General features: G+C 69.8%; 12 protein-coding genes. All 12 read left to right on the top strand.

The window, feature by feature from the left end:
* Positions 1-72: 72 nt before the first annotated feature.
* Entirely contained in the window at positions 73-1,680 is a 1,608-nt protein-coding gene (locus ACWCP8_RS17755) for a carboxyl transferase domain-containing protein (RefSeq protein ID WP_326814407.1), read from the top strand.
* 8 nt (positions 1,681-1,688) lie between these two features.
* Entirely contained in the window at positions 1,689-3,782 is a 2,094-nt protein-coding gene (locus tag ACWCP8_RS17750; protein WP_352262396.1) for an acetyl/propionyl/methylcrotonyl-CoA carboxylase subunit alpha, read from the top strand.
* Positions 3,779-4,723 carry a hydroxymethylglutaryl-CoA lyase gene (locus tag ACWCP8_RS17745; RefSeq protein ID WP_352262398.1) on the top strand — a complete coding sequence of 315 codons (945 nt, stop codon included), beginning with the start codon at positions 3,779-3,781 and terminating at the stop codon, positions 4,721-4,723. Before ACWCP8_RS17750 ends, ACWCP8_RS17745 begins: the two co-directional genes overlap by 4 nt.
* Positions 4,724-4,731: 8 nt before the next feature.
* Positions 4,732-5,892, top strand: a complete 1,161-nt coding sequence (locus ACWCP8_RS17740) for an acyl-CoA dehydrogenase family protein (RefSeq protein WP_352262400.1) — start codon at positions 4,732-4,734, stop codon at positions 5,890-5,892.
* 97 nt (positions 5,893-5,989) lie between these two features.
* Positions 5,990-6,631: a GNAT family N-acetyltransferase gene (locus tag ACWCP8_RS17735; RefSeq protein ID WP_352262402.1), complete on the top strand. Its 642-nt coding sequence runs from the start codon at positions 5,990-5,992 to the stop codon at positions 6,629-6,631.
* Positions 6,628-6,987 carry a hypothetical protein gene (locus tag ACWCP8_RS17730; RefSeq protein WP_451116787.1) on the top strand — a complete coding sequence of 120 codons (360 nt, stop codon included), beginning with the start codon at positions 6,628-6,630 and terminating at the stop codon, positions 6,985-6,987. Before ACWCP8_RS17735 ends, ACWCP8_RS17730 begins: the two co-directional genes overlap by 4 nt.
* Positions 6,988-7,101: 114 nt before the next feature.
* Positions 7,102-8,136, top strand: coding sequence for an ABC transporter substrate-binding protein (locus ACWCP8_RS17725; RefSeq protein WP_451116785.1), 1,035 nt, complete (start codon positions 7,102-7,104; stop codon positions 8,134-8,136).
* Positions 8,137-8,272: 136 nt separating this feature from the next.
* Complete coding sequence (locus ACWCP8_RS17720) at positions 8,273-9,124, top strand: siderophore-interacting protein (protein ID WP_451116783.1); 852 nt, start codon at positions 8,273-8,275, stop codon at positions 9,122-9,124.
* Positions 9,125-9,281: 157 nt separating this feature from the next.
* The gene (locus ACWCP8_RS17715; protein WP_451116781.1) at positions 9,282-10,730 is read left to right on the top strand and encodes a pyridoxal phosphate-dependent decarboxylase family protein; all 1,449 of its coding nucleotides are present in this window, start codon (positions 9,282-9,284) and stop codon (positions 10,728-10,730) included.
* Positions 10,714-11,991: a lysine N(6)-hydroxylase/L-ornithine N(5)-oxygenase family protein gene (locus ACWCP8_RS17710; protein ID WP_451116779.1), complete on the top strand. Its 1,278-nt coding sequence runs from the start codon at positions 10,714-10,716 to the stop codon at positions 11,989-11,991. The genes ACWCP8_RS17715 and ACWCP8_RS17710 overlap by 17 nt, the downstream gene beginning before the upstream one ends.
* Positions 11,988-12,539, top strand: coding sequence for a GNAT family N-acetyltransferase (locus ACWCP8_RS17705; protein ID WP_352262411.1), 552 nt, complete (start codon positions 11,988-11,990; stop codon positions 12,537-12,539). The genes ACWCP8_RS17710 and ACWCP8_RS17705 overlap by 4 nt, the downstream gene beginning before the upstream one ends.
* Positions 12,536-14,311: an IucA/IucC family protein gene (locus tag ACWCP8_RS17700; RefSeq protein WP_451116777.1), complete on the top strand. Its 1,776-nt coding sequence runs from the start codon at positions 12,536-12,538 to the stop codon at positions 14,309-14,311. Before ACWCP8_RS17705 ends, ACWCP8_RS17700 begins: the two co-directional genes overlap by 4 nt.
* Positions 14,312-14,343 lie beyond the last annotated feature (32 nt).

The raw sequence follows: 14,343 nt of genomic DNA, 5'->3' as shown, positions 1-14,343 counted from the left end.
CCTGAAGGAAACGTGTTAACGCTCATTAACCGAGTCGGCCGGACCGGCCGACCGGGCAAGGGGGCTCGACGGATGCAGCAGGCACCGGTACTGGCGAGTGCGGCGGATCCCGCGTCTCAGGGCTGGCTGGCCAATGAGGAGGCGCATCGCGCGCTCGGCGACGAGCTGCGGGCGCGGCTTGCCGTGGCCAGGCTGGGCGGGGGTGAGAAGGCCCGCGCCCGGCATGTGGCGCGCGGCAAGCTGCTGCCCCGGGACCGGGTGGACGCGTTGCTGGACCCCGGGTCGCCCTTCCTGGAGCTGGCGCCGCTGGCGGCCGAGGGGCTGTACGGCGGCGCGGCCCCGGCGGCCGGAGTGATCGCCGGGATCGGGCGGGTCAGCGGCCGGGAGTGCGTGATCGTCGCCAATGACGCCACCGTCAAGGGCGGCACGTATTACCCCATGACGGTGAAGAAGCACCTGCGGGCCCAGGAAGTGGCGCTGGAGAACCGGCTGCCCTGTCTCTACCTGGTGGACTCGGGCGGGGCGTTTCTGCCGATGCAGGACGAGGTGTTCCCCGACCGGGAGCACTTCGGGCGGATCTTCTACAACCAGGCGCGGATGTCAGGGGCCGGGATTCCACAGATCGCGGCCGTGCTGGGGTCCTGTACGGCCGGTGGGGCGTACGTCCCCGCGATGAGCGACGAGGCCGTGATCGTACGGAACCAGGGGACGATCTTCCTCGGCGGGCCGCCGCTGGTGAAGGCCGCGACCGGTGAGGTGGTCACGGCGGAGGAGCTGGGCGGCGGCGAGGTCCACTCCCGTACGTCGGGCGTCACCGACCATCTCGCCGAGGACGACGCGCACGCGCTGCGGATCGTCCGGAACATCGTCTCGACGCTGCCCGCACGTGGGGCTCTGCCCTGGTCCGTGGAGCCCACGGAGGAACCGAAGGTCGATCCCGCCGGGCTGTACGGGGTCGTGCCGGTCGACTCACGGACGCCGTACGACGTACGGGAAGTGATCGCCCGGGTCGTCGACGGGTCACGGTTCGCCGAGTTCAAGGCGGAGTACGGGACGACGCTGATCACCGGCTTCGCCCGGATCCACGGACATCCGGTCGGCATCGTCGCCAACAACGGCATCCTGTTCTCCGAGTCCGCCCAGAAGGGTGCGCACTTCATCGAGCTGTGCGACCAGCGCGGCATCCCGCTCGTCTTCCTGCAGAACATCTCCGGGTTCATGGTGGGGCGCGACTACGAGGCCGGTGGCATCGCCAAGCACGGCGCCAAGATGGTCACGGCCGTCGCCTGCACCCGCGTGCCGAAGCTGACCGTCGTGGTCGGCGGGTCGTACGGGGCCGGGAACTACTCCATGTGCGGGCGGGCCTATTCACCGCGCTTCCTGTGGATGTGGCCCAACGCCAAGATCTCCGTCATGGGCGGTGAGCAGGCCGCGTCCGTCCTCGCGACGGTCAAGCGCGACCAGTTGGGCGACGACTGGAGCGCCGAGGACGAGGAAGCCTTCAAGGCGCCGATCCGCGAGCAGTACGAGACGCAGGGCAACGCGTACTACGCCACCGCCCGGCTCTGGGACGACGGTGTGATCGATCCCCTGGAGACCCGGCAGGTGCTGGGGCTCGCTCTGACCGCGTGTGCCAACGCCCCGCTGGGTGAGCCCGGCTTCGGCGTCTTCCGGATGTGAGGGAACAGATGACGATGTTCGACACCGTTCTTGTCGCCAACCGCGGCGAGATCGCGGTCCGGGTCATCCGGACCCTGCGCGACATGGGTGTGCGGTCCGTTGCCGTCTTCAGCGACGCGGACGCCGACGCCCGGCATGTACGGGAGGCCGATACGGCGGTACGGATCGGTCCCGCACCCGCCTCCGCGAGCTATCTGAACGTGCCCGCGCTGCTGGAGGCGGCCCGCCGCACCGGCGCGCAGGCCGTGCACCCCGGGTACGGGTTCCTCGCCGAGAACGCCGGGTTCGCGCAGGCCTGCGCGAACGCGGGGCTTGTCTTCATCGGGCCGCCCGCGTCGGCGATCTCGCTGATGGGAGACAAGATCCGGGCCAAGGAGACGGTGGCCGCGGCCGGGGTTCCGGTCGTGCCCGGGTCGTCCGGGAGCGGGCTCAGCGACGCTCAGCTGGCGGACGCGGCGCGCGGGATCGGGATGCCGGTGCTGCTGAAGCCGTCTGCGGGCGGCGGCGGCAAGGGCATGCGGCTGGTGCGTGACGAGGCGCTGCTCGCCGACGAGATCGCGGCCGCCCGCCGCGAGGCCCGTGGCTCGTTCGGGGACGACACCCTGCTCGTGGAGCGGTGGATCGACCGGCCGCGTCATATCGAGATCCAGGTCCTGGCCGACGAGCACGGGAATGTGGTGCACCTCGGCGAGCGCGAGTGTTCGCTGCAGCGCCGCCACCAGAAGATCATCGAGGAGGCACCGTCCGTCCTGCTCGACGAGGAGACCCGGACGGCGATGGGCGAGGCGGCCGTCCAGGCGGCCCGCTCCTGCGGGTATGTGGGTGCGGGCACGGTGGAGTTCATCGTCCCGGGCAACGACCCGGCCTCGTACTACTTCATGGAGATGAACACCCGCCTCCAGGTCGAGCACCCGGTGACCGAGCTGATTACGGGGCTGGACCTGGTGGAGTGGCAGCTGCGGATCGCCTCCGGCGAGCAACTCCCCTACGGCCAGGCGGACATCACGCTCACCGGGCATGCGATCGAGGCTCGGATCTGCGCCGAGGACCCGGCCCGCGGCTTTCTGCCCTCCGGCGGTACGGTGCTCTCCCTCCGCGAGCCGAACGGCCACGGCGTACGGACCGACTCGGGGCTCAGCGAGGGGGTCGAGGTCGGCAGTCTGTACGACCCGATGCTGTCGAAGGTCATCGTCCACGGTCCGGACCGGGAGACGGCGCTGCGGCGGCTGCGCGCGGCCCTGTCGGAGCTGGTGATCCTGGGCGTCCCGACGAACGCCGGGTTCCTGCGCAGGCTGCTCGCCCACCCGCAGGTGGTGGCGGGCGAGCTGGACACCGGACTGGTGGAGCGCGAGGTGGACGGGCTGGTGACGGACGGGGTTCCGGAGGAGGTGTACGCGGCAGCGGCGTTGCTGCGGCAGTCCTCCCCGGTGAGCGCCTCCCCCGTGGACGCCTCCGGCTGGGTGGACCCGTTCTCGGTGGCGAGCGGCTGGCGGCTGGGCGGCACCCCGGCCCGGACCGTGCGCGACTTCCGGTTGCCGGGCCATGACCCCGTGCAGGTCTCACTGCGCGCCTGCCCGGCGGGCACCGAGCTGACGTTCGGCCATGTCGGGGAGGGCGCGCAGCCACCGGAGCCCCCGACCGGCACCTGCGGCCCACTGGCTCCGCTGCCCGGTGGCAGGGAAACGGCCAGAGTGATCGAGCTGTCGCCGCACCGCATCGTCCTCGAACTCGCCGGTGCCACCCACACGTTCACACACGCCGCCTCCCCGGAGGGGACCTGGCTGGGCCGCGACGGCGACACCTGGCACGTCCAGGACCACGATCCCGTCGAGGCGTCGCTCACCGGAGCAGCCCGCTCCGGCGTCGACACGCTCGCCGCACCCATGCCGGGCACGGTCACCGTGGTGAAGGTGGCCGTCGGGGACGAGGTCGTCGCCGGGCAGAGCCTCCTCGTCGTGGAGGCGATGAAGATGGAGCACATCATCTCCGCCCCGCACGCCGGGACCGTCACCGAGCTCGATGTCACGGCCGGCTCCACCGTCGCCATGGACCAGGTACTGGCCGTGGTGGCGCCCGCGGCCGAACCCGGGGAGGACGCATGACCACCGCCCGCACCCTGCCCATGACGGTGCCCGCACCGGATCTGCCCGCCCGGGTACGCATCCATGAGGTCGGCGCCCGCGACGGGCTGCAGAACGAGAAGGCCGTCGTACCCACCGAGGTGAAGGCGGAGTTCATCCACCGCCTCGCCGCGGCCGGTCTGACCACCATCGAGGCGACCAGCTTCGTCCACCCCAAGTGGGTGCCCCAACTCGCCGACGCGGAGGACCTGTTCCCCCGCCTCGGCGACCTCGGCGGGATCGCGCTCCCGGTACTCGTCCCGAACGAGCGCGGGCTCGACCGGGCCGTCGCACTCGGTGCCCGCCGGATCGCCGTCTTCGGGTCGGCGACCGAGACGTTCGCCGCCCGCAATCTCAACCGCACGGTCGACGAGTCACTCGCCATGTTCGAGCCGGTCATCGCCCGCGCCAAGGCGGACAAGGTGCACGTCCGCGGCTATCTGTCGATGTGCTTCGGCGACCCGTGGGAGGGGCCCGTCCCCGTCCACCAGGTCGTCCGGGTCGCCAAGGCGCTGATGGACCTCGGCTGCGACGAGCTCTCCCTCGGCGACACCATCGGCGTCGCCACCCCCGGCCATGTGCAGGACCTGCTCTCCGAGCTGAACGAGGAGGGCGTGCACACCAACACCATCGGAGTGCACTTCCACGACACGTACGGCCAGGCCCTCGCCAACACCCTCGCCGCGCTCCAGCACGGGGTGACCACCGTGGACGCCTCCGCGGGCGGCCTCGGCGGCTGCCCGTACGCGAAGAGCGCCACCGGAAATCTCGCCACCGAAGACCTCGTGTGGATGCTCCACGGCCTCGGCATCGAAACCGGGGTCGACCTCGACGCGCTCACCGCCACCAGCGTGTGGCTCGCCGAACAACTGGGCCGACCGAGCCCGTCCCGTACCGTCCGAGCCCTCTCCCACAAGGAGTGACCCCCGCCATGTCCCTGGACCACCGGCTGACCGCCGAGCACGAGGAACTGCGCCGCACCGTCGAGGAGTTCGCGCACGACGTGGTCGCCCCGAAGATCGGCGACTTCTACGAGCGCCATGAGTTCCCGTACGAGATCGTGCGCGAGATGGGACGGATGGGCCTGTTCGGGCTGCCGTTCCCGGAGGAGTACGGCGGCATGGGCGGCGACTATCTCGCCCTCGGGATCGCCCTGGAGGAGCTGGCCCGGGTCGACTCGTCCGTGGCGATCACCCTGGAGGCCGGGGTCTCACTCGGCGCGATGCCGGTCTACCACTTCGGCACGGAGGAGCAGAAGCAGCAGTGGCTGCCCAGGCTCTGCTCGGGCGAGGCGCTCGGCGCATTCGGGCTGACCGAGCCGGACTGCGGGTCCGACGCGGGCGGCACCCGGACGACGGCCGTGCGCGACGGGGACGAGTGGGTGATCAACGGCTCCAAGTGCTTCATCACCAACTCCGGTACGGACATCACCGCACTGGTCACGGTCACGGCGGTGACCGGCCGCAAGGAGAACGGCGCCCCGCTCATCTCGTCGATCATCGTGCCGGCCGGCACCCCCGGCTTCACGGTCGCCGCCCCGTACTCCAAGGTCGGCTGGAACGCCTCGGACACGCGCGAGCTGTCCTTCACCGACGTCCGGGTCCCGGCGGCGAACCTGCTGGGTGAGGAGGGCCGCGGGTACGCGCAGTTCCTGCGGATCCTGGACGAGGGGCGGATCGCGATCTCCGCGCTGTCCACGGGTCTGGCGCAGGGCTGTGTGGACGAGTCGGTGAAGTACGCCAAGGAGCGGCACGCGTTCGGCCGGCCGATCGGCGCCAACCAGGCCATCCAGTTCAAGCTCGCGGACATGGAGATGCGGGCGCACATGGCCCGGATCGGCTGGCGGGACGCGGCGTCGAGGCTCGTGCACGGCGAACCGTTCAAGAAGGAGGCGGCGCTCGCCAAGCTGTACTCGTCGACGGTGGCGGTGGACAACGCGCGCGAGGCGACGCAGATCCACGGCGGCTACGGCTTCATGAACGAGTACCCGGTGGCGCGGATGTGGCGCGACTCCAAGATCCTGGAGATCGGCGAGGGAACGAGCGAGGTGCAGCGGATGCTCATCGCGCGGGAGCTGGGGCTGCCGGCCTGAGGGGTGTCCGGCAGGCCCCCCGGAAGGGCGGCTGCCGGATTCCTGCCGGCGGGCAATTCGTTCGACAGGGCCGGGGCCGCCCCGTCAGAGTCTGTTCATGGACCCCCGGTACTGGCCCCTCTACGGGCTCCGCATCCGCACACCCCGCCTGGAACTTCGGCTTCCGGACCTGGAGTTGCTCGACGACCTCTCGACGGTCGCCGCCGACGGGGTGCATGCGCCGGACAGCATGCCGTTCACCGTCCCCTGGACCGACGGCCCGCCCGCCGAGCGCGGCCGGGCCGTGTACCAGCACGTGCTGGGCACCGTCGCCAACTGGTCGGTGCGGAGCTGGGTGCTGAGCCTTGCCGTGCTGCACGAGGGCAAGGTGGTCGGCCGGCAGGACCTGGGGGCGGCCGACTTCGCGGTGACCGGTGAGGTCAGCACCGGCTCGTGGCTGGGGCTGGCGCACCAGGGGCAGGGTATAGGCACCGAGATGCGGGCCGCCGTGCTGCATCTGGCCTTCGCCGGTCTCGGCGCCCGGACCGCGATCTCGTCGGCGATGACCGACAACCCGCGTTCGCTGGGCGTCTCGCGCCGGCTCGGCTATCTGCCGGACGGGCTCGAGGTTGCCGCACTGCGGGGCGCTCCCGTGACCCTGCAGCGGCTGCGGATCGACCGCGACCGCTGGGAGGAGCACCGGACCCTCGACGTGCGGATCGAGGGACTCGACGCGTGCCGGAAGGACTTCGGCGGATGACGCTCCTGGTGCACACCTTCGTGCGGGGCAGGAGCGGCAGGCCGCACCTCCTCGACGATCCCCCGGACGGCAGCGACATGGCCGGGTTCGAGAGCTGCCGGACCGATCTGTGGGGGTCGGAGCGGGTCCGCGCGCTCGGGGCCCGGTTCCTGCCCGAACTCGCGTCCTGCGACCTGTACGTCGAGCCGGAGGACATCGAGGAGTTCCTCGCCGAGTGCGCGCTGCTGCGCCCGCACGCGGCGGCACTCGACGCGCACTGCGGCTACCGCGAAGGCTATGTGGCCGAGCGGCCGGCCAACATCACCGCGGCGGCTCGGCGGGCCCAGGACGTGGGTGGCGGAGTTCTCGTCCGGTAGCCGGGCCGGCGGCCCATGGGCAGGGCGCCCTCTGGACAGTTAATGAGGTTAGGCTAACCTACCTTCGAACTCGTCAGCGGGCGCCCACCGGCGCGTACGAAAGCAGACACACCCATGCCCAAGGTCCGGACCACCTCCCTCTCCCGTCGCGGCCTCCTGGCCGCCGGCGGCGCCGTCGGCCTCGGCGCCGTGCTCGCAGCCTGCGGCGACAGCGACTCGAAAGGCTCCGGCTCCGGCTCGGGTTCGAGCTCCGAGAAGTCCGGCCCGTGGACGTTCAAGGACGACCGCGGTCTGACCGCGAAGGCCAAGTCGACCCCGAAGAACATCGTCGCCTTCACCGGTGTCGCCGCCGCACTCCACGACTACGGCATCGAGGTCAAGGGCGTCTTCGGCCCGACGAAGACCAAGGACGGCAAGGCCGATGTGCAGGCCGGCGACCTCGACATCAGCAAGGTCGAGATCCTCGGCAACGTCTGGGGCGAATTCAACGTCGAGAAGTACGCGGCGCTCGGCCCGGAGCTGCTCGTCACCGCCATGTGGGAGAAGGACGCCCTCTGGTACGTGCCGGACGAGTCCAAGGACAAGATCCTCAAGCTGGCCCCGAGCGTCGCCCTGTGGGCAGCCCAGACCACCGTCCCCAAGGCGATCCAGCGCCACGAGGACCTCGCCGCGTCCCTGGGCGCCGACGTCAAGGCCGCCAAGGTCACCGCCGCCAAGGCCCGCTTCGAGAAGGCCGCGGCCCGGCTGCGCGCCGCCGCCAAGTCCAAGCCGAACATCAAGGTCATGATCGGCTCGGCCGGCCAGGACCTCTTCTACGTCTCGCTCGCCAAGATGTCCGCGGACACCCTGTACTTCCAGGAACTGGGCGTGAAGTTCGTCGAGCCGAAGGTCAACGCTGCGGGCTTCTTCGAGGAACTGAGCTGGGAGAACGTCGACAAGTACGACGCCGACATCATCATGATGGACAACCGCTCCTCGGCCCTGCAGCCCGACGCCCTGACGTCCAAGCCGACCTGGGCCCAGCTGCCCGCGGTGAAGGTCGGCCAGGTCATCCCGCGTACCACCGAGCCGATCTACTCGTACGACAAGTGCGCGCCGATCCTTGAGGACCTCGCGAAGGCCATCGAGGACGCCAAGAAGGCCGGCTGACGCACCGGAAGCGCTCCGGAGCCATTCCGGAACCGCTCATCGCAGCAACCCAGTACCGGCCCGGCCCGGCCGGGAAGATCCCGGCCGGGCCGGGCCGCGTCACCCACGCTTCCCGGTTCCTGGAAGGAGCCCTCGTATGACGACCGCCGCCGCTCCCCCCATCGCCCCCTTCCGGTTTTTCGGCCTGACGGTCGTCCGGACCAGGCGGCTGGGGCCGTCCATGCTCCGGATCACCTTCGGCGGGCCGGGACTCGACGGCTTCGCCGCCGGGGGCCGGGATCAGAGCCTGTCGCTGTTCCTACCGCACCCCGGCCAGCCGGAACCAATCGTTCCGGTCGATGAGAACGGCGACTGGTTCGCCGCCTGGCGGGCCCTGCCCGAGGATGTCCGGGCCGTCATGCGCTCGTACACGGTCCGCGCGCAGCGCCGCGGCCCCGACGGTTCGACCGAAATCGATATCGACTTCGCGCTGCACGAGGACGGCGGTCCGGCCTGTCGCTGGGCGGCCGGCGCCGCCCCCGGCGATTTCCTCAAGGCGCTCGGACCGGCCGTCGAGGACAACACGGCCGTCCGCTTCCGGCCCCCTCAGGACACCGACTGGGTGCTGATCTGGGCCGACGAGACGGCGCTGCCCGCCGCGTCCGCGGCCCTGGAATGGCTGCCGGCCGGCATGCGGGCCCGGGTCTGGCTGGAGGTCCAGCACACCGAGGACCGCCAGGCCCTCAACACCGCGGCCCGCGCGCGGATCAGCTGGCTCGTCCGGGACGAGGGCGCACCGTCCGCCGTGGACGCCGTGCGCGCCGCGGAACTGCCCGAGGGGACCGGGTACGTCTGGATCGCGGGCGAGTCGTCGAACGTACGGGCACTGCGCCGCCATCTCGTGCAGGAGCGTCAATTCGACCGCAGGCGCATCACCTTCGTCGGTTACTGGCGCCGCGGACTGAGCGAGGAGCAGCTGCGTGCGGAAGCGGCCACCGAGGACGCGTAAGGGCATGTGATTCGGACAACTTCTGCGTCCCACGGGGGGCGAGGGAACAACGCGACGTGAAGTTAGGTTAGGCTCACCTAACTTCGACATCGCGCCCTCGCCCCCTCTTCTGTCCTGAGGGCCCGATGAAGTTCCCCGCATCCGGGAGGACCCCTTCATGCGTTCGCACCTGCTCAATGACACAACCGCGGAGCACTACCGTCGCTCCGTCACCGCAGGCGTCGAACGGGTCGCAGCCAAACTCGCCACCACCGACCGGCCGTTCACCGGGATCTCCGTCGACGAGCTCTCCCCGGTCGTCGACGCGATCGATCTGGACCGGCCGCTGGGCGATGCGTCCGCCGCCCTCGACGAGCTCGACCGCGTCTATCTCCGTGACGCCGTCTACTTCCACCACCCCCGCTACCTGGGGCATCTCAACTGCCCCGTGGTGATCCCCGCCGTCCTCGGCGAAGCCGTGCTCTCGGCCGTCAACTCCTCGCTGGACACCTGGGACCAGAGCGCGGGCGGAACCCTCATCGAGCGCCGGCTGATCGACTGGACCGCGGCCAGGATCGGCCTCGGACCGGCCGCCGACGGCATCTTCACCAGCGGCGGCACGCAGTCCAACCTGCAGGCCCTGCTGCTCGCCCGCGAAGAGGCCAAGTCCCGCCCGGAGCACTTCAACCGGCTGCGCATCTTCACCTCCGAGTGCAGCCACTTCAGCGTCCAGAAGTCGGCGAAACTCCTCGGCCTCGGACCGGACTCCGTCGTCTCCGTCCCCGTCGACCGGACCAAGCGCATGCAGACCATGGCCCTCGCCCGCGCGCTCGAGCAGTGCGTCGCCGAGGGAGCCGTCCCGATGGCGGTCGTCGCCACCGCGGGCACCACGGACTTCGGCTCCATCGACCCGCTGCCCGAGATCGCCGCGCTCTGCGAGCAGTTCTCCACCTGGATGCATGTCGACGCCGCGTACGGCTGCGGACTGCTCGCGTCGCGCGAGCGCCGTCACCTCCTCGACGGCATCGAGCACGCCGACTCGGTCACCGTGGACTACCACAAGTCCTTCTTTCAGCCGGTGAGTTCCTCGGCCGTGCTGGTCCGGGACCGGGTGACGCTGCGGCACGCCACGTACCACGCGGAGTACCTCAACCCGCAGCGGATGGCCGCGGAGCGCATCCCCAACCAGGTCGACAAGTCCCTGCAGACCACCCGCAGATTCGACGCCCTCAAGCTGTGGATGACCCTGCGCGTCATGGGCGCGGACGGCATCGGTGAGCTCTTCGACGAGGTCTGCGACCTGGCCGCCGAGGGCTGGCGGCTGCTCACCGCCGACCCGCGCTTCGATGTCGTCGTCGAGCCGCAGCTGTCCACGCTGGTGTTCCGCTGCATCCCGGCCGCCGTCACCGCACCCGCCGAGATCGACCGGGCCAACCTCTACGCCCGCAAGGCGCTCTTCGCCTCCGGCGAGGCCGTCGTCGCCGGGACGAAGGTGGGCGGCCGCCAGTACCTGAAATTCACCCTGCTCAACCCCGAAACGACCGCACGGGACATCGCCGCGGTCCTCGACCTGATCGCCGGCCATGCCGAGCAGTACCCGGGAGACTCCCTTGACCGCGCTTCCTGACCTCCACGACTTCATCGGGATCGGCCTCGGCCCGTTCAATCTCGGCCTCGCCTGCCTGACCGAGCCCATCGACGAGCTCAGCGGTGTGTTCCTGGAGTCCAAGCCGGACTTCGAGTGGCACGCCGGGATGTTCCTCGAAGGCGCCCATCTCCAGACGCCGTTCCTGTCGGACCTGGTGACGATGGCCGACCCCACCTCGTCGTACTCCTTCCTCAACTATCTGAAGGAACGCGGCCGCCTGTACTCCTTCTACATCCGGGAGAACTTCTACCCGCTGCGGACCGAGTACAACGACTACTGCCGGTGGGCCGCCGCCAAACTGAGCAGCGTCCGCTTCAACGAGACCGTCGAGTCCGTCACGTACGACGAGAACACCGCCCTCTACACCGTGGCCACCGCCGACGACGGCGTCTTCCGCGCCCGGCATCTGGTGCTCGGCACGGGGACCCCCGCGTACATTCCGGAGGCCTGCCAGGACCTGGGTGGCGACTTCCTGCACAACTCCCGCTATCTGAACGGGAAAGCCGCCCTCCAGGCGAAGAAGTCCATCACCCTCGTCGGCAGCGGGCAGAGCGCGGCGGAGATCTACCACGACCTGCTCTCCGAGATCGATGTGTACGGCTACCGGCTGAACTGGGTGACGCGCTCACCCCGGTTCTTCCCGCTGGAGTACACCAAGCTGACGCTGGAGATGACCTCCCCGGAGTACATCGACTACTTCCACGCGCTGCCCGAGCAGACCCGCTACGGGCTGGAGTCCGGCCAGAAGGGCCTCTTCAAGGGCATCGACTCGGAGCTGATCGACGCGATCTTCGATCTGCTCTACCAGAAGAACCTGTCCGGCCCCGTCCCCACCCGGCTCCTGACCAACTCCGCCCTGAACAGCGCGAGTCACCAGGAGTCCAGCGGTACGTACACCCTCGGTCTGCGCCAGGAGGAGCAGGGCAAGGACTACACCCTCACCACCGAGGGCCTGATCCTCGCCACCGGCTACCGCTACACCCCGCCGGTCTTCCTGGAGCCGATCACCGACCGGCTGCGCCACGACAGCCGGGGCCGCTTCGACGTGGCCCGCAACTACTCCATCGACACCACCGGGCGCGGCGTCTTCCTGCAGAACGCAGGCACGCACACCCACTCGATCACCTCGCCCGACCTGGGCATGGGTGCCTACCGCAACGCGTACATCATCGGCGAACTGCTCGGCCGTGAGTACTACCCGGTCGAGAAGTCCATCGCCTTCCAGGAGTTCGCCGTATGACCACCGACCTCGGCACCTTCACGGTCCGCGCCCTCGACCCTCTCGCCGACGCCGAGATGGTGCACGGCTGGGTCACCCACCCCAAGGCCTCCTTCTGGCTGATGGGCGGCGCCAGGCTCGAGGACGTCGAGCGGGAGTACATGGCGATCGCCGCCCACCCGCACCACGACGCGTTCATAGGACTGCACGACGGGGAGCCCGCCTTCCTGATGGAGCGGTACGACCCCGCGGAGGTGGAGCTCAAAGGTCTGTACGAGGCCGAGCCCGGAGACATCGGGATGCACTTCCTGGTCGCCCCGTCCGACACCCCGCTGCACGGTTTCACGCGCGCCGTGATCACCGCAGTGATGGAGAGACTCTTCGCCGACCCGTCGGTACGCCGTGTCGTCGTCGAGCCGGACGTACGCAACAACGCGGTGCACGCACTCAACAAGGCCGTCGGCTTCGAGGTTCTCCGGGAGATCGCCAAGCCGGAGAAGACCGCCCTGCTCAGCGCCTGCACCCGGGAGCAGTTCGAGGCCGCACGACGCGAAGGAGCCGCCCGATGACCAGGACCACCGACGTCGTCGCACACCTCACCCCCGCACACTGGGCCACCGCCAACCGGCAGCTCATCCGCAAAGCCCTCGCCGAGTTCGCCCATGAGCGGCTGCTGGCCCCTGAACCGCTCGGGGGCGACCGCTACGCCGTACGCAGCGACGACACGGCGACCGAGTACTGCTTCGCTGCCCGGCTCTTCGCGCTCGACCACTGGCAGGTCGACGCGGCCTCCGTCACCCGCCACCGGCACGGCCAGGAACTCCCCCTGGACGCACTGGAGTTCTTCATCGAACTGCGCGAGACGCTCGGCCTCTCGGCGGAGATCCTGCCGGTCTACCTGGAGGAGATCTCCTCCACGCTGGCCGGAACCGCGTACAAACTGACCAAGGAGCCGGTGACCTCCGCCGAGCTCGTCGCCGCCGGTTTCCAGGCGATCGAGACGGGCATGACCGAGGGCCACCCCTGCTTCGTCGCCAACAACGGACGGCTCGGCTTCGGTGTCGACGAATACCGCGCGTACGCCCCCGAGGCGGCGAGCGAGATCCGGCTGGTCTGGCTCGCCGCCCGCCGCGACCGCGCCACCTTCACAGCGGGCGCCGGGCTCGACTACCCCACGCTGATCACCGGAGAACTGAGCGAGGAGACCCGGGCCCGGTTCGCGGCCACGATGACCGGCCTCGGTCTCGACCTCGACGACTACCTGCTGATCCCCGTCCACCCCTGGCAGTGGTGGAACAAGCTGGCCGTCACCTTCGCCGGAGAACTCGCCCAGCACCATCTGGTCTGCCTCGGGGAGGGCGACGACAGCTACCTCGCCCAGCAGTCGATCCGCACGTTCTTCAACACCAGCAACCCGGACAAGCACTACGTCAAGACGGCGCTGTCCGTCCTCAACATGGGCTTCATGCGCGGGCTCTCCGCCGCGTACATGGAAGCGACGCCTGCGATCAACGACTGGCTCGCCGGGCTGATAGAGCGCGACGAGGTGCTGCGCGCGGCCCGGTTCTCGATCATCCGGGAGCGGGCTGCCATCGGCTACCACCACCGGGCGTACGAGGCGGCCACCGCCAAGGGCTCCCCGTACCTGAAAATGCTCGCCGCGCTCTGGCGGGAGAGCCCGGTGCCCGGTCTGGCGGCCGGTGAACGGGTCGCGACCATGGCCTCGCTCGTCCACACCGACCACGAGGGCAACTCCGTCGCGGGTGCGCTGATCGCCGCATCGGGACTGGCGCCGGCCGCGTGGCTGCGGCGCTATCTGGACGCCTATCTGGTGCCGGTGCTGCACAGCTTCTACGCGTACGACCTGGTGTACATGCCGCACGGCGAGAACGTCATCCTGGTCGTCGAGGACGGGGTCGTCACCCGCACGGTGTTCAAGGACATCGCCGAGGAGATAGCGGTCATGGACCCGGACGCGGTGCTGCCGCCGCAGGTCGAGCGGATCCGCGCCGAGGTCCCCGACGACATGAAACTGCTGTCGGTCCTCACCGACGTCTTCGACTGCTTCTTCCGCTTCCTGGCCGCCGGACTCGCCACCGAGTCGGTCCTCGACGAGGAAACCTTCTGGCGGACGGTCGCCGAGTGCGTGTCCGGCTACCAGGAGTCGGTGCCGCAGCTCGCCGACAAGTTCAAGCAGTACGACATGTTCACCGACGAGTTCGCGCTGTCCTGCCTGAACCGGCTGCAGCTGCGCAACAACAAGCAGATGGTCGACCTCACGGACCCGTCGGGAGCACTGCAACTGATCGGCACCCTGAGGAACCCGATCGCGGGGTTCTAGATCGTTGTCCCGATCGCCGGACGGGTCCGATG

It is taken from the genome of Streptomyces sp. NPDC002206 (assembly GCF_053593595.1).
This window is presented reverse-complemented; position numbering and strand designations above follow the sequence as displayed.